Here is a 23,370-nt window from a genome sequence, read left to right on the forward strand (position 1 = left end):
ACTACTGGTCATGCTGCTTTCGCTGGCATCGCCCACCTGGGCCTCGGAACCCCGCGAACTTGACTGGCCCGCCCTCATCCCCGAAGGCGCCCCGGTCATCCCGCCCCAACTCGCGCCGTTGCACGACATGTCGCAGCTCAGCAACGCCCTGTCCGCCGAATCCGCCCCGCCGGCGCGCCAGCAGGCCCCCGATGCACCAGTGGTAAAAAGCCTCGACGGCCAGCAGATCAAACTGCCCGGCTACATCGTACCGCTGGAGGTGAGCGAAGAAGGCCGCACCACCGAATTCCTGCTGGTCCCCTACTACGGCGCGTGCATCCACGTGCCACCGCCACCGTCGAACCAGATTGTGCACATCTTCAGTGAAATGGGCGTTCGCATTGAAGACCTCTACCAGCCCTACTGGATCGAGGGAAAGCTTCAGGTTAGAGCCTCCAGCAGCGAACTGGCCGATGCCGGCTACCAGATGGAAGCCGAGAAAATATACGCTTATGAGCTGAGATGAGAACTATTTCGAATTTGTGGCGATGCTTCGTTGAGCTGGGTCAAACTTTCCGTTCAGACGCATCCGTACCATTGGACTACTCGATTACTCACGTCCTCTGGGAGCTTCCATGAACAAGTCCTTGCTCAGCGCCGCCCTCGCGGTCCTGGCGCTCGCTACCCCTGTTGCCAACGCCCACCAGGCAGGCGATGTCATCGTCCGTGCCGGCGCGATCACCACCGCGCCCAACGAGAGCAGCGGCGACCTGAAATTCGACGGCAACAAAGTCTCGGGCACCAAGGCAACCCTGGACAGCGACACCCAGCTGGGCCTGACCTTCGCCTATATGCTCACCGACCATGTCGGCCTGGAGCTGCTGGCGGCCACCCCGTTCAAGCATACCGTTGGCGTCAAGGGCCTGGGCGGCGGCCTGGACGGCAAGCTGGCCGACATCAAGCAGCTGCCACCGACCCTGTCGCTGCAGTACTACCCGATGGAACCGACCTCCAAGTTCCAGCCGTACGCCGGTGTCGGCATCAACTACACCCTGTTCTTCGATGAAGACCTCAGCAGCGCCCGCAAGCAGCAAGGCTTCAGCAACCTGAAGCTGCAGGACTCGGTCGGTTTCGCCGGCCAGCTGGGCATGGACTACATGATCACCGACAACCTGCTGGTCAACGCCGCGGTCTGGTACGTCGACATCGACACCAAGGCCAGCGTCGACGGCCCGTCCGCACTGGGCTATAGCAAGACCAAAGTCGACGTCGATGTCGACCCATGGGTGTACATGGTCGGCCTTGGCTACAAGTTCTGACCTGAACACTGCAGGGCGGCTTCGGCCGCCCTCGCGCGTTGCAGCCATAACCAGTACCCCAGCGCGACCGCGCTGATGCCCATCCCGAGCCCACACACCGCTGCCCAACCCCAATGGGCATACACCCAGCTCGCCAGCACTGCCCCCACTCCACTGCCAAGCGAATAGCAGCACATGTAGGCGCCGATCAAACGGCTGGCCATTGCGCCACGCCCAGCCAGCAGCAGGCTCTGGTTGGTGACATGCACCGCCTGCACGGCAAAGTCCAGCATCAGCACACCCAACCCGAAGGCCATCAGTGAATGCCCGACGAAGGCCGTGGGCAGCCATGACAGCACCAGCAGAATCAGCGCTACCCCAGTGGTGCGCTCCCCCAGCCCCTGATCGGCCAGGCGACCGGCGCGCGCTGCCGCCAATGTGCCGGCAACACCCGCCAGGCCAAATAGACCGATCGCGGTATGGCTCAGCTCCAGTGGCTCGGCACTCAGGGGCATGACCATGGCACTCCAGAGCACGCTGAACGCAGCGAAGATCAACACGCCGAACAACCCGCGCTGGCGCAGCAGCCGGTCGTGCCGGTACAGCCTGAACTGGGCGACGATCAGCGCCCGGTAGCCAGACCGCAGCGACACCGGTTGCCCCACGGGCAGGCTGCGCCACAGCACCAGGGCCAGCAGCATCAACAACCCTGCGGTAAACAGGTACACGCTGCGCCAGCCAGCCAGGTCGGCAAGCCCGCCCGAGACCAGCCGCGCCAGCAGAATGCCCAGCACTATGCCGCTGGTGACGGTGCCCACGGCCTGCCCTTGCTGGCCGGGGGCGGCAAGGCTCGCAGCATGCGCCACCATTACTTGCACCATGACCGCCATCAGCCCGGTGATAACCAGGGCCAGCAGAAATAGCGCCCAGTTGGGCGCCATGCCTACCCCAACCAGCGCCAGGGCCGAGAACAGCAACTGCCCGAGCAGCAGGCGCTTGCGGTCGATCAGGTCACCCAGCGGCACGATCAGCAACAACCCTAGGGCGTAGCCCGCCTGGGTCGCGCCAACTACCCAACCGATCTGCTGCTGCGCCACGCCAAGGTCAGCGGCCATCGACTCGAGCAGAGGCTGGGCGAAATACACTGTCGCCACAGCCATGGCGCTGGTAATGGCCAGCAGCAGGGTTATCCAGCGCGTCAGTGCAGGGTTCATCGGGCTGGTCTCGTCAATCTGGTTTCGAATTGAAACCATATGCTGGCTATTTAGCAAATGTGGTTTTAATCTGCAACCAGATGATCACGAAAGGCCCCGTCCATGCTCGATGAAAACAATGCGCAATGCCCCGTAGCCCGGGCGCTTGAGGTACTGGGAGACCGCTGGGCGCTGATGATCCTGCGCGACGCATTCGATGGGCTGCGGCGCTTCAGTGAATTCCAGAAGAACCTGGGGCTGGCGAAGAACATCCTCGCCTCACGGCTGAAGTGGCTGGTGGAGAGTGGGCTGCTGACGCTGCAGCCGGCGTCGGATGGCAGTGCCTACAAGGAGTATGTGCTGACCGAGAAAGGGCGATCGGTGTTCCCGGTGGTGGTTGGCTTGAGGCAGTGGGGGGAGCGGTTTCTGTTCGAGGCGGGCGAGGTGCGTTCGGAGTTGGTGGATAGTGATACGGGGCAGGCGCTGGAAACACTGCAGGTGCGGGCCCGGGATGGGCGGGTGCTGGCGGCAGGGGATTGCCTGCGAAAAGTGGTGCGGCATGAGTGATTCTGGGGCTGCTGCGCAGCCCATCGCGACACAAGGCCGCTCCTACAGCGATCGCGCCAGGCCGAGGTTGCGCGGTAGCTGTAGGAGCGGCCTTGTGTCGCGATAGGGGCGCAAAGCGCCACCAAGAATTTCAGCCCTTACCCAGAAGCCGCGACAAGCCCTCGACCATCGGCGTCGCCTGCGGAAACTCGAACCGCGCCAACAAGCGCTGGTTATCCGCCCGCGAATGGCGAATGTCACCCGAACGTGCCGCCACATAGCTGACCGCCGGCAAGCTACCCACCACCTTCTCAAGCGCTGCCAGCAACTGGTTGAGCGAAGTGGCCTGGTTGAGGCCGATATTCACCGCGCCCTCCTCGACCTGCGGCTGCTCCAGCGCCTGCACCATCACCTGCACCAGGTCGCCCACGTAAAGGAAGTCCCGGGTCTGCTCACCATCACCGAACACGGTAATCGGCAAACCCTGCACAGCACGTTGGGAGAAGATGCTGATCACCCCGGAATACGGCGATGACGGGTCCTGGCGCGGCCCGAAGATATTGAAGAAGCGGAACACCACCGGCTCCAGGCCATGCTGACGACGGTAGAAGTCCAGGTACTGCTCACTGGCCAGCTTGTCCACGGCATACGGGGTCAGCGGCGCCTTGGGGGTGTCTTCGGCAATCGACTCGCCTTCACCATTGTTGCCATACACCGCCGCACTGGAGGCGAACAGCACCCGGCGCAGCCCATGCACGCGCATGGCTTCGCACACGTTGAGGGTACCGATGAAATTGCTCTGGTGGGTCCGCACCGGGTCCTCGACCGAGGCCTGCACCGAGGCCACCGCTGCCAGGTGCACCACGGCACTGCAGCCAGCCGTAACCTGCGTAACCAGCTCGGCATCGGCGACATCGCCTTCAACCAGTTCCAGCCGAGGGTGGTCAACCTGCAGGTTGCCCCGCTGGCCAGTGGAGAAATCGTCGAGAATGCGTACGGCGTAGCCTTTCTCCAACAACGCATCGCACAGGTGGGAGCCAATAAAGCCGGCACCGCCGGTGATCAGGATGGGGGCGTCAGCCATGGCGGTAGAACCGGTCCAGTAGAGGCGGCAAGCCGGCGCGCCAGGCGCGCGGCTTGATGCCGAAGGTATGAAGGATTTTCTTGCAGGCCAGTACCGCGTGCTGCGGCTCTTCGCTGGCATCCGGCCGTGCGGCATGTGCCTGCGGCGTCGGCGCCTGCACGGCCAGCTGCCGGTACTGGCCTGCCTCGGCGAGGATCGCCTGGCCCAGCGCCAGCGGCGTGGTCGCCTCGTTGCCGGCGTAATGGTAGGTGCCCCACAGCGGCGCACTGCAATCGAGTTGTTTGAGCACCGACAGGATCACCCGGGCGGCGTCGTCGACTGGCGTAGGGTTGCCACGCCGGTCATCGGCCAGCAGCAGCTCCTGGGGTTGCTCGGCGCGGGTCAGGAAGCGGCCCAACGCCCCGTCGATGCTTTCGTCGAGCAGCCAACCAAAGCGCAACAGCACGTGTTGCGGGCAAGCCGCGCGAACGCTCTGCTCGATGCGCCACAGGGCCTGGCCACGCAGGCCCAGCGGTACCGGCTCGTCCTTTTCGCTGTAGGCCGTGGCCCGAGAACCATCGAACACCCGGTAGCTGGATGGCTGAACCAGGGTGATCTGGTGGTGCTGGCACAGCTCTGCCAACCGCTCCACAGCCCGCTCCTGCTGGGCCAGGCGCTGCTCACTGACCGACTCGGCCTGGAACCAGTCGAAGTAATAGGCCAGGTTGACCAGTGCATCGGGACGATGATCGTCGAGCAGCTGGGTGAGGCTGGCCGGCGTCCAGCCGTTCTCGGGCGGGCGCGGAGCCAGGAATGCGATGTCCTCCTCGGCCCCAAGACGAATCAGCGCTTGCCCGAGGGCATTGCCACCACCCAACAGCATTAGGCGCATACGCATAGAGTCAGCAGATCCGGAGAGGTTGATTGAAGGAAAGGGGTCATTTTGCGGTTTCCGGGCGGGGAAGTCCAACACCGGACCCGTTCGATGCCACAGGCGGTACTGAATTCAAAGTTCCACCGTTCAATACCGCAACACGCAGAAATCTCCTACGACATACCAGGAACGAGCTGACTTCCGCGCAACAGCACAACCGCATTGAATAGTTGACTCCCCCACTTGCCAGCCGGGGAGCTTCACAAAAACAAGTACAAGGAACGTTCAATGCCTCACTCGGAAGCTGCATACCTGGATTTCAGCCCGGAGCAAAGCAAAGCCATAGCCTTTGCAAGCCAGACAATTGCTGACCTGGGTGGCCCAGAGGCCAAAGGAGTAGCACTTCAGGCTCGTATATTCGCCGATCAATTCGAGCAAGCCTTGAGCGTGGAACAGCGTGGGTTGCTACAACGCTTCAGTGAAGGCCAGCTATCTGCCTTGATGTACAGGCATATGCCTTGTGCCGACGAGCCAATACCAGAATATCTGCCCCACATTTCCGCCCTGGCGCAAAACCCACGCTGCCAATACCTTGCCTCACGCAATCAACTACTGCTGGAGCTCGTGCGCCACCGCAGTTTCGCCTTCGATATAGATAACGAGGGTAAGCAGGTTCGCCTGGTAGGCAACTTCAAGGGCGGTGGCCGCATTCCGCGACTCGACGAAGATCCCTGCCTGAAAGTTGAAACCAGCTCGCATGCGGGCTTGCGCTTGGGGCCGCACACTGAAGCGCCCTACAACTGCTCGACAATTTCCAGCAACGCTCACTCCCCTGCTCCCTCTGCACTGATTCTGACTGCGCGCTGGAACCCCGCCAATGAACCTACGCATGTCTTCCCGCTCCGGGGAATCATTGAACGCTTGGGTAGCATGGGCACACTTGCACTGACTTCAGCGTCTTTCGACTTCACCCGCAGTGACTGCTTCGGTCACGGACAAGGCAATGCAGGCAAAGCAGTTTCAATACTGCAATTCGAGCCAAATGGTGGTTTCTCTGTTCGTTACAATTGCTATCGCTTCAGTCTGAATGAACGCGCCTGCAGCGCTGCTGCGCGCGCTTTCGACTCCTTTCAAAAAATACTGGATACCACACAACCGTTGGCGTTTGTCCTGCAGCCTGACACCGCACTGCTGATCAACAACAGCCGAGCCTTGCACGGCCGCGACATGGTTCAGGACAACCGGCGCCTGCTTATCCGTCAATTCGGATATTCCCCCTTCGCCGAACCGCTGGTGCTCGCTGAAGACCCGCTGCTGGTGCGTGGCTGATCATAGGAAAACACGCAATGATCGAATTAGATTTAACGCTTGTTCTGACCCTAGCACTGGTGGCACTGATGGCCGGCTTTTTCGATGCTATCGCCGGTGGCGGGGGCCTGATCACGCTCCCGGTGTTGTTCATTGCCGGTATCGAACCCTTGGCGGCAATTGCCACCAACAAGTTCCAGGCGGCTTCGGCTACGGTTTCGGCTACGTGCGCCTTCGCCCGCAAAGGCATGATCGACTGGAGACAAGGCAGTCCAATGGCTGTCATGTCGTTTATCGGAGGGGCGTTGGGTGCCTTGTCGATAACTTACGTGCCCAAAAGCGTTCTGCAGGCGTGCGTTCCACCTCTGCTGATCCTGATAGCCGCCTACTTTGCCTTCAGTCCAAAGCCGAATGAACAAGCGCGCAAGGCAAAGATATCGACCAGCCTGTTCTGCATTACGGTTGCACCAATCATTGGCTTTTATGACGGGATCTTCGGCCCTGGCGTCGGCTCGTTCTTCATGCTGGCCTGCGTGATCCTCTTGGGCCAGCACTTGATACAAGCCGTGTGCACAAGCAAGCTTTTGAACGCAGCCTGTAACCTGGGCGCGTTGTCAGTCTTTTCACTGAGCGGGGCGATCATCTGGCCGCTGGCACTGGCAATGGCATTCGCTGCTTTTGTGGGGGCTCAACTGGGCGCACGCTGCGCAGTACACTTTGGCCCCCGTCTGATCAAGCCGTTGCTGGTATGTGTTTGCTGCATCATGGCAATCAAGTTGCTGCTCGACCCAGGCAACCCTGTTGGCGAGTGGTTACATCAACTTGTTCTCTGAAAAAAGCATCACTCGATTTCGAACAGACTGTTACGCAACGGCCCCACGCTAAGGCGCTCACGCACATCGTCATCTATGCGTGGATCATCCGGCTGGTACAGTTTTACCTGCCGGTAGACATTAATGCGATTGATCTCCTCTCCCAGGTAGTCCCACACAACCCGAGTGCAGGCCGGGTTGCGCCGGTCTCCGCTGGATACGCCGGCCTTCAGGCCGTTGAGGCGGGTAATGCGGCTTTTGAAACTGGGGATGAGGATAGTCTGGCTCATCTCGTTGAACGTCAGCGACTCGTAATCGACCAGGAACATCCGGTCCTGCAGCTGGAACGCCGCTCCCAGATAGCGACAACGCACCCCGGCATGGGGGTTGGTGGCGCTGGAACGCTCCTGGCGTTCCTGGCGTTCGAAAAGGAACTGCCCGCGCTCCTCCCACAGGTGCACCAATGACACCAGGACCGTACCCGGAACCGACATGCAGTTGGAATATTCCAGGTAGTAACCGCAATAGCGCGACAGGTTCCCCGCATGGGCGTGCAACGGGCGGAACAGATCACTGATCGGGTCGCCAGGCTGCTCGGCCGGGGTCGACACGCGGGCACCGATCAGGCGGCTGAACTGCTCGGGTGGCAAATGCAATTCGTAATCTTCTACCCCGAAGAAATCGCCGATGCGCTTGAGGTTGTAGGCCGTCGGGCGGCTTTGCCCACTCAGGTACTTGTTGAACTGCGCGCGGTTGATCGACAGCTGGCGGCAAACTTCGGAGATAGAGCGGTAGTGGCTGCAGGCCAGTTTGAGGTTGGTAGCGAAATGATCGCTCATGACTCGGGACTCAGGTGACGCGAATGGCGCAATTGTAGCATCAAGTTGCACCAAATCAGAGCAACCCGCGAAATTGTAACCGCTCTTGTCATAGCCAACCATGCGCCCCACGAATAGCGGTGCGCCTGCCGTCCGCTGATCTTCCACACGAACAATAAGAATCGAGGTCATTTTCCAATGCTCGAAGTACTCAACGATTTCCTCTCGGGGAAACTTCTCATTGTGCTGATCGTAGGGCTGGGTAGCTACTTCACTATCCGCTCCCGGTTCGTCCAGTTCCGCCACTTCGGCCACATGTTCGGTGTGTTCAAGGAATCGCTGCGTGGCCAGGCAGGCCAGCTGAGCTCCTTCCAGGCCCTGATGCTGAGCCTGGCTGGCCGCGTTGGTGCCGGTAACATCGCCGGTGTCGGCATTGCCGTGACCCTGGGTGGCCCAGGTGCCGTGTTCTGGATGTGGGTCACCGCACTGGTGGGTATGTCCAGCAGCTTCTTCGAATGCACCCTGGCCCAGGTCTACAAGCGCGCCGATGGCGACGGCCTGTACCGTGGTGGCCCGGCGTACTACATCCAGCACGGCCTGAAGCTGAAAAGCATGGCCATCGTGTTCTCGGTCCTGCTGCTGGTCACTTACGGCTTCGCCTTCATCGGCCTGCAGTCGTACACCGTGACTCACTCGCTGCAGAACGCCTTCGCCTTCGACCCCAAGCACACCGGCATCGTCCTCGCCGTGCTGCTGGCCATCACCTTCATCGGCGGCATCAAGCGCATCGCCGCGGTGTCGGACCTGCTGGTACCGGTCAAGACCCTGGCGTACATCGGCGTGACCCTGTACGTGATCGGCACCCAGATCGAGCACGTGCCAGCCATGCTGGAAACCATCTTCAAGAGTGCCTTCGGCCTCGACCCGGCGTTCGGCGGCCTGCTCGGCAGCGCCATCGTCATGGGCGTGAAGCGTGGTGTGTTCGCCAACGAAGCGGGCCTGGGCAGTGCGCCAAACGTCGCAGCCGTGGCCGCCGTGAAACACCCGGGTGCGCAGGGCGTTGTCCAGGCATTCAGCGTGTTCCTCGACACCTTCGTGATCTGCACCTGCACCGCGCTGCTGATCCTGTTGTCGGGCTTCTACACCCCGGGCTTCGAAGGTGACGGCATCGTCCTGACCCAGAACTCGCTGGCCGCCGTGGTTGGTGACTGGGGCCGCGTGTTCGTCAGCGTGGCACTGTCGCTGTTCGTGTTCACCTGCATCCTCTACAACTACTACCTGGGCGAGAACAGCCTGCAATTCCTCAGCCGCAATCGTGTGGTACTGATGGTATTCCGTGGCCTGGTACTGGCGCTGGTTGTATGGGGCTCGTTGCAGGACCTGTCGACTGTGTTCGCCTTTGCCGATATCACCATGACCTGCCTGGCCTTCGTCAACCTGGTAGCCCTGGCCCTGCTGTTCAAGGTCGGCCTGCGGGTGATGCGCGACTACGATGACCAGCGCAAGGCGGGCGTCGACCAACCGGTGTTCGACTCGGCCAAGTTTGCCGACCTGGACCTGGATCGCAATGCCTGGCCTGCCAATCCGCAGGCGGAAACAGCCACTGACAAAGCAGTCGGCGAAGTCCAGACTCAACGCTGATATTCTCCCCTGCCAGCCGCCCCGTCCGTGGGCGGCTTACCTTCTTCCGCTCACCGCTACGGATACTTCCCATGCGAGCAGTAAAGAATCTCCTCGTGCTCTATACCGGGGGCACCATCGGCATGCTCGAAACCCCCGAAGGCCTGGCGCCGGCCGGTGGCTTCGAAGCACGCATGCGCGAACACTTTGCCCAGTTGGCCGACGCCCCCCAGGTGCAATGGACCTTGCAGGAACTGAACCCGCTGCTCGACAGCGCCAACATGCAACAGCACAACTGGCTGGCGATGCGCGATGCAATCGTCGCAGCGGTAGAGGTGGCTGGCCATGATGGCGTGCTCGTGCTGCATGGCACCGACAGCCTGGCCTACAGCGCCGCGGCGTTGTCGTTCCTGCTGCTGGGCCTGCCGGTGCCAGTGCTGCTGACCGGCTCGATGCTGCCTGCGGGTAGCGCGGACAGCGACGCCTGGGGCAACTTGTGCGGCGCACTGCGCCAGTTCGAACAAGGGCTGGAAGATGGCGTGCAGCTGTACTTCCATGGGCAGCTGCTGCATGGCTGCCGGGCGTCGAAGCTGCGCAGCGAGGCGTTCGATGCCTTTGCCGCGCTGCCGCGTCATCGTGACAGTGAGCGCGCAACGGCGATCCCTGCCGAGCTTGGCTACAAGCACCCGCGCCAGCCAGTCAACCTGGCGGTAGTGCCGGTGTTCCCGGGCCTGCAGGCCGGGCATTTGCAGGCACTGCTGGGCAGCGGCGTGCAGGGTTTGCTGCTGGAATGCTACGGCAGCGGAACCGGGCCGTCGGATGACCAGGCGTTGCTGGATGTGCTGAGCACGGCACGCCAGCGGGGTGTGATGCTGGCAGCTATCAGCCAGTGCCCTGAGGGGTCGGTGGTGTTCGATACCTATGCGGCGGGTAACCGCTTGCGCGGGGCCGGGCTGGTCAGTGGCGGGGGCATGACCCGGGAGGCGGCGCTGGCCAAGATGGTTGCGTTGCTGGGGGCCGGGCTGGATGTCGAAACGGCAGAGCGGTGGTTTGCCCTGGATCTGTGTGGCGAGCGGGCCTGACTGTTACCTGCTCTGGCCTCTTCGCGGGTAAACCCGCTCCTACAGGGGCGTCACAGTTCCAGAGACTTGTACGGTACCTGTGGGAGCGGGTTCACCCGCGAATAGGCCCTGACAGGCAAAAGAAAATGGCGGAAGGCAGCGGGAGTCGAACCTGCCCGGGAACGGCTGCCGTCCCCAACCGGGTTTGAAGCCCGGCCGCGCCACCGGGCGCGATTGCCTTCCTTGAACTCAGTGCCTGGCCTGCTGCTGGGCCAGGGCGCTGTCGGCGCGAATGTGACGCTGATCGGCCACCCTCCGGGTCAGGCCGATGCGGTCGAAGTACTCCAGAATCTGCACACTGCGCTTGCGACCGATGCCCAACATATCGCGAAACGCGGCAACCTGCACTATCGGCGTTTCACTGGCCTGCCCCAGCAGCAGCTCTGCCATGCGCTGTAGCGTCGCCTCGGGGTAGAACAGGTCGCGCACCACCTGGTGCACCAGGCCCAACCGGGCCAGCTTGCGCAGCAACAGGCGCACATCGGCTTCGGCACAATTTTCCTCGCTCGCCAGCGTCCGGACCCAGGGCGGATCGTATTGCCCCGCCAGCAACTTCGGTTGCAGACTCGCCCATAATGCACTGTCGGCTTCGCTCAACTGCACCTTGTGATCGGGCAGGTGCAGCCAAGGCCCGCTGCTGGCAATGGCGCCGTCTTCGAGCAACTCATCCAGCAGGCTGACAAAAGCGGGCCGCTCCAGCGGCAAGGCAGCAAAGCGGCGCAGGCGGTCGCGGTCCGGGCCGAGCTGGTCGGGCTCCTGTTCATGGAACCGCGCCAGCTGCTCCAGCACCTGGCGCTTGAGCGACTGCCACCGGGCACTGGCAAACAGCAGTTGGCCCTGCCGCGTGGCCACCACCAGCACATCTTCCGGCAACTGCCAGGTTTCGCGCAGGCGATTGAACTGCCGTTCCAGACGTTGCGGGTCGATACCCCCGGGTGCGCTGGCAAGCAGTGCCGGCAAGGCCTGCTCCAGGTCCTCGGCATCACGCAGCACCTGCAATTGGCGCAGGCGCTCATCACTGCGACGCTGACGGCTTGGCGCGAACGGATCGAGTACCTTGCCGCCCCCCAGTGTGCGCTGGGCACGCTGATCGCGCAGCACCAAGCGGTCGCCGTGCACCGCCTGCAGCGGCGCGTTGAGCAGCAACTGGGCGAACATGCGCTGGCCTGCCACCAAGGTTTCACCCTCGAGCAAGGCTACCCGGGCCGTTACATCCTGGGTGCCCAGGTGCACGTGCACAGCGCTGAAATGCTCGAAGGTACGGGTCTCGCCCGGCAACAGGTTCAGCTCGATATCCACCCGCACGCTAGGCGCATGCAGCCACTCGGGCACCAGCCAGTCCCCCCGGCGCACCTGCTCCACCGCCAGGCGTTCGGCAGCAATGTTCAGTGCCACCCGCTGGCCCGCTTCGGCCACCAGTGCGGCCTGGTTCTGCGCATGCAGGCCACGCACCCGCACCGGTTTGCCGGCCTTGCCCAGTAACAAGGTGTCACCGGCACTGACCCGCCCGGCCAGCGCCGTGCCCGTGACCACCACACCCGCACCGGTAACGGCAAAGGCGCGGTCGACGGCCAGGCGGAAACCGCCGCGCACGCTGCGCTGGCACACGCGCTGTTGCGCGGCCAGCAAGGCCTGGCGCAAGGCATCGATACCTTCACCGGTCACACTGGACAACGGAAACTGCCGCGCACCGGCATATGGGCCCGGCGCCAGAAGTTCGCTGACCTGTGCCTGCACTTCGGCCAGGCGGGCCGGCTCTACACGGTCGCATTTGCTGATCGCCACCAGGGCTTGTGGGATGCCCAGCAACTCGATGATCGCCAGGTGCTCACGGGTTTGAGGCATTACCCCGTCGTCGGCCGCCACTACCAGCAGTACCAGATCGATGCCATGGGCGCCGGCCAGCATGTTGTGGATAAAGCGCTCGTGACCGGGCACGTCGATGAAGCCGGTCAGCGCTGCGCCCTCGGTCAACGCCGCATAGCGATAGCCAAGGTCGATGGTCATGCCACGGGCGCGCTCCTCCTGGCGCTGGTCACCGGCCTGGCCGGTCAGGGCCTGGAGCAGTGCGGTCTTGCCGTGGTCGATGTGGCCGGCGGTACCAACGATCACTGTACCGGCCCCAATTGCAGGGCGGGCAACTGAGCCAGCCACTGGGCCTCGTCATCCAGTTGGCGCAGGTCCAGCCACAGGGCGTCATCGTCGATTCGGCCGAGCACTGGCACGGGCAGACCGCGCAAGGCGCGCTCCACTACATGCAGGCTGCGCCCGCGCAACTTCTTCGACACCTGCGGGCGCAGGCACAATGCCGCGCTTGGCAGGCGGGCCACCGGTTGGCTGCCACTGCCAATCATGCCCAACGCCGGCTCCACACTGACCGCCCATTGCTCGCCGAGGCGAGCTTTGATTTCAGGGGCCAGGCGCTCGGCCTGGGCCTGGATTTCTGCCTGGCTGCGGGTCAGCAGGCGCAGGCTGGGCAGGCGCTCGGCCAGGCGGTCGGGGTTTCGGTACAACGCCAGCACCGCTTCGAGTGCGGCAAGGGTGATCTTGTCGACCCGCAGCGCGCGCTTGAGCGGGTTCTTCTTGATTCTGGCGATCAGCTCCTTGCGCCCGACGATGATTCCGGCTTGCGGCCCGCCAAGCAGTTTGTCGCCGCTGAAGGTGACGATATCGGCGCCGTCAGTCAGGGCCTGACGCACAGTAGGCTCGGCGGGCAGGCCCCAGCGGGTAAGGTCAAGCAGGCTGCCGCTGCCAAGGTCTTCAAGCAACGGCAAGTCATGTTGGTGGGCGATACGCGCCAGCTCGGCGGTGGGCACCTGGGTAGTGAAGCCCTGAATGCTGTAGTTGCTGCAATGCACCCGCATCAGCAGGCCCGTACGCGGGCTGATGGCGGCCTCGTAGTCACGGGCGTGAGTGCGGTTGGTGGTGCCGACTTCGTGCAGCTTCACGCCGGCGCGGGCCATGATGTCGGGGATGCGGAAGGCACCGCCGATCTCGATCAGCTCACCGCGGGAGATGATCCCCTCCTTGCGCGCACCCAGGCTGTTGAGCGCCAGCAGCACGGCGGCGGCGTTGTTGTTGACCACGGTGACGGCTTCGGCGCCTGTCAGCTCGCGGATCAGGCCCTCGATCAGGTCGTCACGGTCGCCGCGCTTGCCGGTGGCCAGGTCGAACTCCAGGTTGAGCGGGTAGCGGGCGGCGGTCTGCATGGCCTCGATGGCCTCCTCTGGCAACAGGGCGCGGCCGAGGTTGGTGTGCAACACGGTGCCGGTGAGGTTGAACACTCGGCGGACCTGGCTGCGTTGCTGGGTGGCCAAGCGTTCGCCAGTGCGGCCCAACAGGACTTCAGCGGCCAGTTCGGCGGTGCTGAGCTGGCCGGTGCGGGCGGGGTCGCGCAGGTCGTCGAGCAGTTGCCGCAGGGTGGCCAGGACCGCGTCGCGACCGTGGCGGTCGATCAGCGGGAGGCAGGCTGGGTGGCGCAAAAGGGTGTCGATGGAGGGCAGGCGTGGGGTGTCGCTGGCTAGGCTGGAGGACATGCGGTACTACCTTGGACTGATCCGTTGTCTGTACTGGCCTCTTCGCGGGTAAACCCGCTGCTACAAGGGCCGCGCAAGCCTCAAAAGCTGCGCGGGCCCTGTGGGAGCGGGTTTACCCGCGAAGAAGCGACTCGGTCTTACAGTGTAGACACTCTCCATTACCCGGGTGCGAGCATCAGGTTCGGTGCCAACCGATGGAAGCCCTCCTCGTCCAGGCGAATGTCCAGTGCCAGGCTGGCCAGGTCATCGGCCAGCGGCTCGGCCGCCGCATCGTTTTCCAGGTAGTTCTGCTTCAGGTAGCTCTCGCACTCCGGGCAGCACTCCGCCCGTAGCGGCGCCTTGCCCGGCGCATGGCGGTCATCGTCAAGGCTGGTATAGCGCAGGTCCTTGCTCGACTCGCAGTACACGCATTTGACCCGCACCACATGCCATTCGCAGGCACACAGCGAACAAGCCAGGTAGCGCAGGCCATTGTGCTTGCCGCGGTTGCGCACCACCCCGGCCATCGCCGGCGAACCGCAGGCCGGGCACTGGGCCAGGCTGTCGGCGGGCTTGAGCTCTGGTGCGGGCAGCGCCAGCAACCAGCTGGACCAGGCCGCCTGCAAGGCCGCCCCGATGAACGGCACCAGTGCTGCGGGCACTGCGTCGTACTGGCCGGCGAGCAAGGCGATGCCCCAACCCTTGCGTTGACAGTCATCACTGCTGCGCAGGACTTGCAGCGCCTCCCCTAATGGACCGCTGGTCTGCGCATTGAAGTGCTTGAGCAAGGCCTGCAACCAGACCAGCCACGGCCCTTCACGCACCAGGCTGTCCGCCGCCAGTGGCGGCAAACCATGACTTATGCACAGGCGCTGACGCTCCTCTGCCACCGGCATGCCAGCGGGTGGGTTATCCACAAGCTGCTGCTGGATACGGCACAAACACGCCACCAGCTTCAGGTATTCGCCAAGGGCATTGCCCTCGGCCAGCTGCTCCAGGCGCTCGGCGCGCAGTTCGAACAGGTTGGCGGGGGGCAGGTGCAGAAACGGCGGCATCACTGCCGACGCTTCGATCTGCCCGGGTTCGAGTATCGTGCTCAAGCGCTCATCCTTCTTTTCGTCCGTGATTGCCCGGCGTCTTGTCACCAGTCACTTCGCGGTACCACAACTCATGGTGCTTGCGCGCCCAGGCGCGGCTGACCCAGCCATGCAGCATGGCGCCGATCGAGCCCTTGATCCAGATACCGGCGTAGATGTGCACGATGATGCTGAGGATCAGCACGAACGCCGCCAGGGCGTGGAGCAGAGCGGACAGCCGAATGACCTCGATGCCGAACAAATGGCTGAAGTATGCACGCCAGATCACCACACCGCTGACCAGCAGAACCAGCATGCACACCAGCAGGGTCCAGAACAACAGCTTCTGCCCGGCGTTGTACTTGCCGATCGGTGGCACACCCTCCTCCTTGTTGAGCATCACCCGGTCCACCCGGCGCAGCCACAGTCGGTCATTGGCAGTGATGAAATTGGCGCGCCAGAAACGCAGCACCAGGCCGAGGAAGAACACGAACATCGCCACCCCGAGGAAGGGGTGCAGGATGCGTGTCCACGGGCCACCGCCGAACAGGTTGCTGAGCCAGAACAGCGCCGGATGGAACAGCGCCAGCCCCGACAGGCCAGCCAGGATGAACAGGATCGCGACGACCCAGTGGTTACTGCGCTCGTTGGCGTTGTAGCGCAGGATGGGTTTGTTGTCGTTCATGGTCGCTGCTCCCCTTGCCCACCGGGCTTGGTCGGATCATAGACATGGACCGACGGGTCCACCTGGTGCACGCTTTCATCCGCGGGTGTCGGGTGTTCGTCCTCCTCCACCCGCTGTGGCCCTACCCGCACATAGTGGAAGAACCCGGCCAGCACCGCAGCCCCCATGGCCAGCAGCGCCAGCGGCTTGGTAATGCCCTTCCACAGCCCCACCAGCGGACTGATCACCGGCTGGTCCGGCAGGCCGGCGTACAGCTTCGGCGTGTCGGCATGGTGCAGCACATACATCACGTGGGTGCCACCGACGCCGTCCGGGTCGTAAAGCCCAGCCTTGTCGTAGCCCCGCGACTGCAGGTCGACGATGCGCTCGGCAGCATGCACCTTCATCTCATCCTTGGTGCCGAACACGATCGCCCCGGTCGGGCAGGTTTTCACGCAGGCCGGCTCCAGGCCCACGGTCACGCGGTCGGAACACAGGGTGCACTTGTACGCCTTGTGGTCCTTCTGCGAAATACGCGGGATATTGAACGGGCAACCGGTGATGCAGTACCCACAACCGATGCAGTGGTCCTGGTTGAAGTCGACGATGCCGTTGGCGTGCTTGATGATCGCCCCAGGGCTCGGGCACGCCTTCAGGCAACCTGGCTCGGCGCAGTGCATGCAGCCATCCTTGCGAATCAGCCACTCCAGGTTGCCGTCGTCGCGCTCGTGCTCGGTAAAGCGCATCAGGGTCCAGGTCTCGGCAGTGAGGTCCTGGGGGTTGTCGTAGGTGCCGTGGTTGTGGCCGACCTCGTCACGCAGTTCGTTCCACTCCGAACACGCCACCTGGCAAGCCTTGCAGCCGATGCATTTGGTGGTGTCGATCAGCTTGGCGACTTCCTGCTGCTGGCGTACCGAAGGCGGTACGGTGGTGGTGGCCGAGCGGGCGATGATGTCTTGGCTGGCCATCAGAGTTTCTCCACTTTGACGAGGAACGACTTGGACTCTGGCGTCTGGGTATTGCCGTCACCCAGGAAAGGCACCAGGGTGTTGGTCAGGTAGCCATGCCGCGTAGCCCCGGTGAAGCCCCAGTGCAGCGGGATGCCGATCTGGTGCACGGTCTGGTTGTTGACCTGGAGCGGGCGAATCCGCTTGGTCACTACCGCCACCGCATCGATATGCCCGCGCTTGCTCGATACCCGCACCCGGTCACCGGCCTTGATACCTTTCTCGTTGGCCAGCACCTCGCCGATTTCGACGAACTGCTCGGGCTGGGCAATGGCGTTGAGCCGGCAATGCTTGCTCCAGAAGTGGAAGTGCTCGGTCAGCCTGTACGTGGTCGCCGCGTACGGGAACTCTTCGTGCTTGCCGAGGGTGTCCCACACCGAGTCGAACACCCGCCCGGCCGGGTTGCTGGTGGCCTTCTTGTTCTGCGGGTGCAGCGGGTTGATGCCAATCGGCGTCTCGAACGGCTCGTAGTGCTCGGGGAACGGGCCTTCGGCCATCTTGTCGATGGCAAAGAACCGCGCCACGCCTTCGGGGTTCATGATGAACGGGTTCATCCCCGCCTCGGGCGGCGAGTCGACCTTGAAGTCGGGCACATCGGTCCCGGTCCAGGCCTTGCCGTTCCACCACACCAGGCGCTTCTTCTCCGGGTCCCACGGCTTGCCTTGCGGGTCGCTGGAAGCACGGTTGTAGAGGATGCGGCGGTTGGCCGGCCAGGCCCAGGCCCAGTTCTGCACCTGGTGCATGCCGTACGGGTCGCTGTTGTCACGGCGAGCCATCTGGTTACCCTGCTCGGTCCAGCTGCCGGCGAAGATCCAGCAACCGGACGCAGTGCTGCCGTCGTCCTTGAGCTGGCCAAAGCCCGCCAGTTGCTGGCCGGCCTTGAGCACTGCGCCAGTCGGATCGGTGACGTCCGTCACCGCCCAGCCGTTCATTTCCTTGGCCAGCTCCTCCGGGGATGGCTCTTCAGGGACCTTGTATGGCCAGTTGATGTTCATCAGCGCGTCAGGATAGGCGCCGCCTTCGGCCTGGTAGCGTCGGCGCAGGCGCAGGAACAGCTCGCTCATGATGTGAACGTCGGTGCGGGTCTCGCCCGGGCCGTCGGCGCCCTTCCAGTGCCACTGCAGCCAGCGGCTGCTGTTGACCAGCGAGCCGTCTTCCTCGGCAAAGCAGGTAGTGGGCAGGCGGATCACTTCGGTCTGGATGTTGGCCGTGTCGACATCGTTGAACGGCCCGGCGTTGCGCCAGAACTCCGAGGTCTCGGTGGCCAGCGGGTCCATGATCACCAGCCACTTGAGTTTGCTCAGGGCGGCAGTGACACGGTTCTTGTCCGGCAGCGCGGCAATCGGGTTGAAACCTTGGCACATGTAGCCGTTTACCTTGCCCTGGCCCATCATCTCGAACATGCGCAGCACGTCGTAGGCCGGCACATCGAGCTTGGGCAGCCAGTCGTAGCCCCAGTTGTTCTCCGCCGTGGCATTGGCGCCGTACCACGCCTTCATCAGGCTGACATGGAACTTGCCGTAGTTCTGCCAGTACGACAGTTGGCCAGGACGCAGTGGCTTGGAGGCGCGCTTGTCGATATAGGCGGCATAGTCCTGCTCGGCATCGCCGGCAAGGGTCAAGTAACCCGGCAACGAGTTGGACAGCAGGCCGAGGTCGGTCAGGCCCTGGATGTTGGAGTGCCCGCGCAAGGCGTTGACCCCGCCACCTGGCATGCCGACGTTACCCAGCAGCAACTGCACCATGGCCGCACTGCGGATGATCTGCGCACCGATCGAGTGCTGCGTCCAGCCCAGCGCGTAGAGGATCGTCATGGTCTTGCCCGGTACCGAGCAGGTGGCGATCTCTTCCCAGATCTTCAACATGGCGTCCTGCGGCATGCCACAGGTCATGCTTGCCAGTTCCGGTGTATAGCGGCTGTAGTGCTGCTTCATCAGCTGGAACACGCAGCGCGGGTGCTGCAGCGTCGGGTCAACCTTGGCAAAGCCGTCTGCACCCAGCTCGTAACCCCAGCCGGACTTGTCGGAATACACGCGCTTGGCCTCGTCGTACCCGCTGAACAGGCCATCCTCGAAGCCATAGTTCTCTTTGACGATGAACGACACATCGGTGTAGTTGCGCACGTACTCGTGCTGGATCTTGTCATTGCTCAGCAAGTAATTGATCAACCCGCCCATGAAGGCGATGTCGGTACCGGTACGAATCGGTGCGTAGTAGTCGGCCACCGAAGCGGTACGGGTAAACCGCGGGTCGACCACGATCAGCCGCGCCTTGTTGTGCGCCTTGGCCTCGGTCACCCACTTGAAGCCGCACGGATGCGCTTCTGCTGCGTTGCCACCCATCACCAGGACCAGATTCGCATTGGCGATATCGGACCAGTGGTTGGTCATGGCGCCACGGCCGTACGTCGGGGCAAGACTTGCCACCGTCGGGCCATGTCAGACACGAGCCTGGTTATCGAACCCCAGCATGCCTGTTGCGCGGATGACCTTGTGGGTCAGGTAGCCGGCCTCGCTGGAGGCGGCGGAAGCAGCAAGAAAACCGGTGGTGAGCCAGCGGTTGACCGTTTGCCCCTGGGCGTTCTTTTCGATGAAGTTGGCGTCGCGGTCCTGCTTCATCAGGTCGGCGACGCGATCGAGCGCCTCGTCCCAGCTGACCCGCACCCACTCCTTGCTGCCCGGCTTGCGTACCTCGGGGTACTGCAGGCGGCTCGGGCTGTGGATGAAGTCCAGCAGGCCAGCGCCTTTCGGGCAGAGGGTGCCGCGGTTGACCGGGTGGTCGGCGTCACCTTCGATATGGATGATGTTCTGTTTGACGTTCTTGCCCGCATCGCCCTGGCTGTACATGATCAGGCCGCAGCCGACCGAGCAGTAAGGGCAGGTGTTACGGGTTTCCTTGGTATGCGCCAGCTTGAAGTGACGCACCTGCTCGGCAAATGCTGGTGTCGGGGCCATGCCCAACGCCGCAAGGCTCGAGCCTCCAAGGCCGACGGCGGCGACCTTGAAGAACTGCCGACGGTTCAGGTCCATCGTGCACTCCTGATCAGGTGGTGGACGCACGGAACATGGCCGGCGCCTCTTGGTAGTCACGGTGGCGGCCAATTGATGGCCGCCAACAGTTAAGACTAGCCAAGAATCGAGAAGGTGCGATGACATGGGTCAGCTGAAGGCGCTGTGTTGCCTGATTCGCGGGTGAACCCGCTCCCACAGTTACTGCACATGCCCGAAGCAGGGCGCCATTCCTGTGGGAGCGGGCGTGCACGCGAACACCGGCAACACCGGTGCCATCCACCACCGGCCGATCAGCAAGCCGGCAGGTTGCGCACCACGTTCAGCGCCGCACTGCTCTGGGCCACCGGCATGATCTCGATGGTATTGATGTTCACATGCGCCGGCTGCTCGGCAATCCAGGCCACCGTGGCCGCGATGTCCTCGGGCAGGATGGCCTCCACGTCCCGATACAGCGCCTGCACGGCATCCAGATCGCCGTTCAGGCGCACCACCGAGAAATCGGTCCCCGAGCACAGCCCAGGCTCGATGTTGCTCACTCGAACGCGGGTGCCCGCCAGATCGGCGCGCAGGTTGAGGCTGAAGTGGCGAACGAAGGCCTTGCTGGCGCCATACACGTTACCGCCCGGGTAGGGATAGGTGCCGGCGATCGAGCCGATATTGATGATCATGCCGCTGTCAGCTTCCACCATCTGCGGCAGGATCTTGTGGGTGACCATGGCCAGGCCAGTGATGTTGGTGTCGATCATCCGCTGCCAGTTTTCCGCACTACTGGCCTGGGCACGGTCCACGCCCAGCGCCAGCCCGGCATTATTGACCAGCAGGTCGACCTGCAGTGACGCATCACTAATCTGCTCGACCACCTTCTCGAGCGACACCGGGTCGGTGACATCCAGCGCCAGCGGAATGAAATTGACGCCTAGCTCGGCGGCCAGCGCTTGCAGCTTGTCCATGCGCCGGGCGCCACCGATCACGCGGTAGCCTTTGCCGATCAAGGTACGGCAGATGGCGCGGCCAAAGCCCGAGGAGGCGCCGGTTACGAATGCAGTTTTCATCAGTTGTCTCCTATGGAAGGGTCAGGCCAGATACTTAACGCCCAGGCTGGTGAACAGGCAGAGCATCGAGAACACCAGCGCCTTGCGCACCACTTCGTTGCCCTTGCGCAGGGCCAGTGCACTGCCAAGGTGGTTACCGAGGATGTTGCAGGCCACCAGCGGCACCGCCAGCAGGTAGACGACCTTGCCGGCAATGACGAAGGCCACCAAAGCGCCGATGTTGGATGCGAAGTTGAAGGTTTTTGAATTGGCCGAGCTGGAGACCAGGTCCATGCGCAGCAGGTAATGGAACGCGATGATGAACATGCTGCCGGTACCCGGGCCGAAGAAGCCGTCGTAGAAGCCGATGGCCAGGCAGGTCAGCGGCACCACGGTGAAGACCATGCGCGATGACAGTTCGCGCTCCTCGACCAAGCGGTCCTTGGGGGTGAGGAAGATGAGGATGCCGAAGGGGATCAGCGCCAGGATGATCTTGCCCACAGCCTCCTGGGAGATCGAGACGATCAGGTGCGCTCCCAGGTAGGCACCGAGCAACGAGAATGGCACGCCGACCAGCGCCACCTGCCAGACCATCTTGCTGTTGGCCAGGAAGTTGCGAATGGCTGCCAGTGTGCCAAGGGTACTGACCAGTTTTTCCTGGCCGAGGGCAACCTGCGGTGGCATGCCGACCAGCAGAAAGCCCGGCACCAGGAACAACCCGCCGCCACCGGCAATGCTGTCTACGAAGCCGGCAACGAAAGCGATAGCCCCAAGCATGAGCACCGCCAGCAACCAGTGTTCCGCCCAGAAAGCGCCCAGAATTTCCATAGCGAAGTCCATCCAGTGGAGTGTCCTGCCAAGCACAACGCAAGTGTGCATGTCCCAATCAGCGCGATGATTGTAATTACGAAAATTGAATCGATGCAATATCGAATTAAATCGACTCAATGGCGAAGATTACCATCATTACCCGCATCCTGGCTTTCATGTTAGGCTGCGCGCAATTGCAGAATCTGGTGCCATTTCCATGTGGGTCCCTCAATACGGCGATCAAACCCAGCCGGTTTATCTGATGATCGCTAATGCCCTTGAACAGGACATCGAAAGTGGTCGGCTTGCAGCAGGCGATCGTTTGCCCACCCTCAAAGACCTTGCCGAGGCACTGAATGTAACCCCCGGCACCGTTGGAAGAGCCTACGACGAAGCCGCCAAGCGCGGCCTGGTGGTTGGAGAGGTAGGCCGTGGCACATTTGTCAGGCAGTTGCGACAGCGGTTATCCGCCCCGTCGGTGCCTACACCAGTTACTGGCGGAAGCAGCCAGATCGATCTCTCGATCATCAAACCCAACGACGCCCACATGAGTTGGCTGGGTACGGCGATCAGCGAGCTGGCCACCTCTGCGGACCTGGGACAGGTACTCGACTATGTGACAGAAGGTGGTCACACCTCCCACAAACAAGCAGGTGCAGACTGGATTCGGCGCTGGCTGCCTGATGCGCGCTGGCAACAGGTTGTACTGACCTCTGGCGCGCAGCATGGACTATTGGTGGCCATCAGCAGCCTGTCGAAGAGCGACGATGTGGTGCTGTGCGAATCGTTCTGCTACCCAGGCATCATCTCCCTGGCCCACAGCATGGGCCGCCGCCTGCGTGGCGTGGCCATGGACGAGCATGGCCTTATTCCCGAGGCATTGCGCGCGGCCTGCCTGGAGCATCGCCCTTCCCTGTTGGTGTGTGTCACCACCCACCAGAATCCCACCAACTCGATCATGCCCCACGCACGGCGCCAGGCCATCGCAGAGATCGCCCGCGAGTTCGACCTGTTCATCGTCGATGACGATATCTACGGCTTCCTTGAACCCGCACCGGATTACCAGCCACTGGCGGCGTATGCGCCAGAACGTTCGGTGTATCTCACCAGCCTGTCCAAAAGTGTGCTGCCGGCGCTGCGTATCGGTTACCTGTACGCCCCACCGCAAACCCTCTCGCGGCTATCGTCGATGGTACGCAGCAGCGTCTGGATGCCATCGCCGTTGATGGCACAACTGGCCAGCAACCTGATCAACAGCGGCATGGCCGACCAGTTGGTGCGAGAACAACAGGAAGAGGCGGCCGCGCGCCAGCAAATGGCCCAGGAGATCCTTGGCAAGTACAAGATCCGCAGCCAGCCCAACAGCTTCCACATCTGGCTGGAGTTGCCCGAGCCGTGGACCAGCGACGAATTCGCCAACCTGGCGCGTAACAACGGCGTCACTGTAGTCAGTGGCAGCCAGTTCCTGCCAGAGCGCAGCCACGCCAGCTGCGGCGTGCGCATCGCCTTGATGGCCCCCAGCCGTCAGGAGTTGGGCTTTGCCCTGACCAAGCTGGTCAGCTTGCTGGACTCGCCGGAGCCGCGGCTGTTCTATTGATCAGGCTCGCTACTGGAGTGGCAGTCG

Annotated in this window: 20 protein-coding genes and 1 tRNA gene; 8 read left to right on the forward strand and 13 right to left on the reverse strand. The window is 62.9% G+C overall.

The genetic code is table 11. The features are described from left to right. Nucleotides 1-10: 10 nt before the first annotated feature. Nucleotides 11-505 carry a DUF3299 domain-containing protein gene (locus MJ643_RS07410; RefSeq protein ID WP_038408606.1) on the forward strand — a complete coding sequence of 165 codons (495 nt, stop codon included), beginning with the start codon at nucleotides 11-13 and terminating at the stop codon, nucleotides 503-505. Between the two features lie 109 nt (nucleotides 506-614). Further along, nucleotides 615-1,298, forward strand: a complete 684-nt coding sequence (locus tag MJ643_RS07415) for an OmpW family outer membrane protein (protein ID WP_208209285.1) — start codon at nucleotides 615-617, stop codon at nucleotides 1,296-1,298. Here MJ643_RS07415 and MJ643_RS07420 read toward each other — a convergent pair. Continuing rightward, nucleotides 1,286-2,491, reverse strand: coding sequence for an MFS transporter (locus MJ643_RS07420; protein WP_208209284.1), 1,206 nt, complete (start codon nucleotides 2,489-2,491; stop codon nucleotides 1,286-1,288). The two genes, MJ643_RS07415 and MJ643_RS07420, sit on opposite strands and share 13 nt — an antisense overlap. Before the next feature lie 102 nt (nucleotides 2,492-2,593). On the opposite strand from MJ643_RS07420, the gene MJ643_RS07425 reads away from it, so the two are divergent. After that, on the forward strand, nucleotides 2,594-3,037 hold the full coding sequence (locus MJ643_RS07425) for a helix-turn-helix domain-containing protein (protein ID WP_013970662.1): 444 nt from the start codon (nucleotides 2,594-2,596) through the stop codon (nucleotides 3,035-3,037). 130 nt (nucleotides 3,038-3,167) lie between these two features. Here MJ643_RS07425 and MJ643_RS07430 read toward each other — a convergent pair whose 3' ends face one another. Then, a complete protein-coding gene (locus MJ643_RS07430; RefSeq protein ID WP_023662675.1) occupies nucleotides 3,168-4,100 on the reverse strand; it encodes an NAD-dependent epimerase/dehydratase family protein in 933 nt (310 codons plus the stop codon). Next, entirely contained in the window at nucleotides 4,093-4,977 is an 885-nt protein-coding gene (locus MJ643_RS07435; RefSeq protein ID WP_024086179.1) for a sugar nucleotide-binding protein, read from the reverse strand. The genes MJ643_RS07430 and MJ643_RS07435 overlap by 8 nt, the downstream gene beginning before the upstream one ends. Before the next feature lie 264 nt (nucleotides 4,978-5,241). Here MJ643_RS07435 and MJ643_RS07440 point away from each other — a divergent pair, with 264 nt between their 5' ends. After that, complete coding sequence (locus MJ643_RS07440; RefSeq protein ID WP_013970659.1) at nucleotides 5,242-6,282, forward strand: hypothetical protein; 1,041 nt, start codon at nucleotides 5,242-5,244, stop codon at nucleotides 6,280-6,282. A 17-nt stretch (nucleotides 6,283-6,299) separates the two neighbouring features. After that, the gene (locus tag MJ643_RS07445) at nucleotides 6,300-7,094 is read left to right on the forward strand and encodes a TSUP family transporter (protein ID WP_013970658.1); all 795 of its coding nucleotides are present in this window, start codon (nucleotides 6,300-6,302) and stop codon (nucleotides 7,092-7,094) included. Between the two features lie 8 nt (nucleotides 7,095-7,102). On the opposite strand, the gene MJ643_RS07450 is transcribed toward MJ643_RS07445, so the two are convergent. Next, complete coding sequence (locus MJ643_RS07450; protein WP_024086176.1) at nucleotides 7,103-7,912, reverse strand: helix-turn-helix transcriptional regulator; 810 nt, start codon at nucleotides 7,910-7,912, stop codon at nucleotides 7,103-7,105. A 177-nt stretch (nucleotides 7,913-8,089) separates the two neighbouring features. On the opposite strand from MJ643_RS07450, the gene MJ643_RS07455 reads away from it, so the two are divergent. Together MJ643_RS07455 and MJ643_RS07460 are read left to right on the forward strand one after the other, a co-directional pair. Continuing rightward, complete coding sequence (locus MJ643_RS07455; protein ID WP_013970656.1) at nucleotides 8,090-9,532, forward strand: alanine/glycine:cation symporter family protein; 1,443 nt, start codon at nucleotides 8,090-8,092, stop codon at nucleotides 9,530-9,532. 71 nt (nucleotides 9,533-9,603) lie between these two features. Beyond that, on the forward strand, nucleotides 9,604-10,593 hold the full coding sequence (locus MJ643_RS07460; RefSeq protein ID WP_024086175.1) for an asparaginase: 990 nt from the start codon (nucleotides 9,604-9,606) through the stop codon (nucleotides 10,591-10,593). 126 nt (nucleotides 10,594-10,719) lie between these two features. Here the strand turns inward: MJ643_RS07460 and MJ643_RS07465 are convergent. From MJ643_RS07465 to MJ643_RS07505, 9 genes are all read right to left on the reverse strand, one after another. Then, nucleotides 10,720-10,815, reverse strand: a tRNA-Sec gene (locus MJ643_RS07465). Between the two features lie 6 nt (nucleotides 10,816-10,821). Then, nucleotides 10,822-12,744: a selenocysteine-specific translation elongation factor gene (gene selB / locus MJ643_RS07470; RefSeq protein WP_013970654.1), complete on the reverse strand. Its 1,923-nt coding sequence runs from the start codon at nucleotides 12,742-12,744 to the stop codon at nucleotides 10,822-10,824. Then, a complete protein-coding gene (gene selA / locus MJ643_RS07475) occupies nucleotides 12,741-14,168 on the reverse strand; it encodes an L-seryl-tRNA(Sec) selenium transferase (protein ID WP_047932855.1) in 1,428 nt (475 codons plus the stop codon). Before selA ends, selB begins: the two co-directional genes overlap by 4 nt. Nucleotides 14,169-14,326: 158 nt before the next feature. Then, the gene (fdhE, locus tag MJ643_RS07480; protein WP_024086174.1) at nucleotides 14,327-15,247 is read right to left on the reverse strand and encodes a formate dehydrogenase accessory protein FdhE; all 921 of its coding nucleotides are present in this window, start codon (nucleotides 15,245-15,247) and stop codon (nucleotides 14,327-14,329) included. 4 nt (nucleotides 15,248-15,251) lie between these two features. After that, nucleotides 15,252-15,908: a formate dehydrogenase subunit gamma gene (locus MJ643_RS07485; RefSeq protein ID WP_013970651.1), complete on the reverse strand. Its 657-nt coding sequence runs from the start codon at nucleotides 15,906-15,908 to the stop codon at nucleotides 15,252-15,254. Next, complete coding sequence (fdxH, locus tag MJ643_RS07490) at nucleotides 15,905-16,855, reverse strand: formate dehydrogenase subunit beta (RefSeq protein ID WP_013970650.1); 951 nt, start codon at nucleotides 16,853-16,855, stop codon at nucleotides 15,905-15,907. The genes MJ643_RS07485 and fdxH overlap by 4 nt, the downstream gene beginning before the upstream one ends. After that, nucleotides 16,855-19,923: a formate dehydrogenase-N subunit alpha gene (fdnG, locus tag MJ643_RS07495; protein ID WP_143133120.1), complete on the reverse strand. Its 3,069-nt coding sequence runs from the start codon at nucleotides 19,921-19,923 to the stop codon at nucleotides 16,855-16,857. Before fdnG ends, fdxH begins: the two co-directional genes overlap by 1 nt. A 272-nt stretch (nucleotides 19,924-20,195) precedes the next feature. Next, nucleotides 20,196-20,957 carry an SDR family NAD(P)-dependent oxidoreductase gene (locus MJ643_RS07500; protein ID WP_013970647.1) on the reverse strand — a complete coding sequence of 254 codons (762 nt, stop codon included), beginning with the start codon at nucleotides 20,955-20,957 and terminating at the stop codon, nucleotides 20,196-20,198. Between the two features lie 21 nt (nucleotides 20,958-20,978). Further along, complete coding sequence (locus MJ643_RS07505; RefSeq protein WP_031325527.1) at nucleotides 20,979-21,764, reverse strand: TSUP family transporter; 786 nt, start codon at nucleotides 21,762-21,764, stop codon at nucleotides 20,979-20,981. A gap of 199 nt (nucleotides 21,765-21,963) precedes the next feature. Here MJ643_RS07505 and MJ643_RS07510 point away from each other — a divergent pair, with 199 nt between their 5' ends. Next, complete coding sequence (locus MJ643_RS07510; protein WP_047932847.1) at nucleotides 21,964-23,343, forward strand: PLP-dependent aminotransferase family protein; 1,380 nt, start codon at nucleotides 21,964-21,966, stop codon at nucleotides 23,341-23,343. The last annotated feature ends 27 nt before the right edge of the window (nucleotides 23,344-23,370 follow it).

This window comes from Pseudomonas sp. PNPG3, from assembly GCF_023093815.1.
Lineage (GTDB): Bacteria > Pseudomonadota > Gammaproteobacteria > Pseudomonadales > Pseudomonadaceae > Aquipseudomonas > Aquipseudomonas asiatica.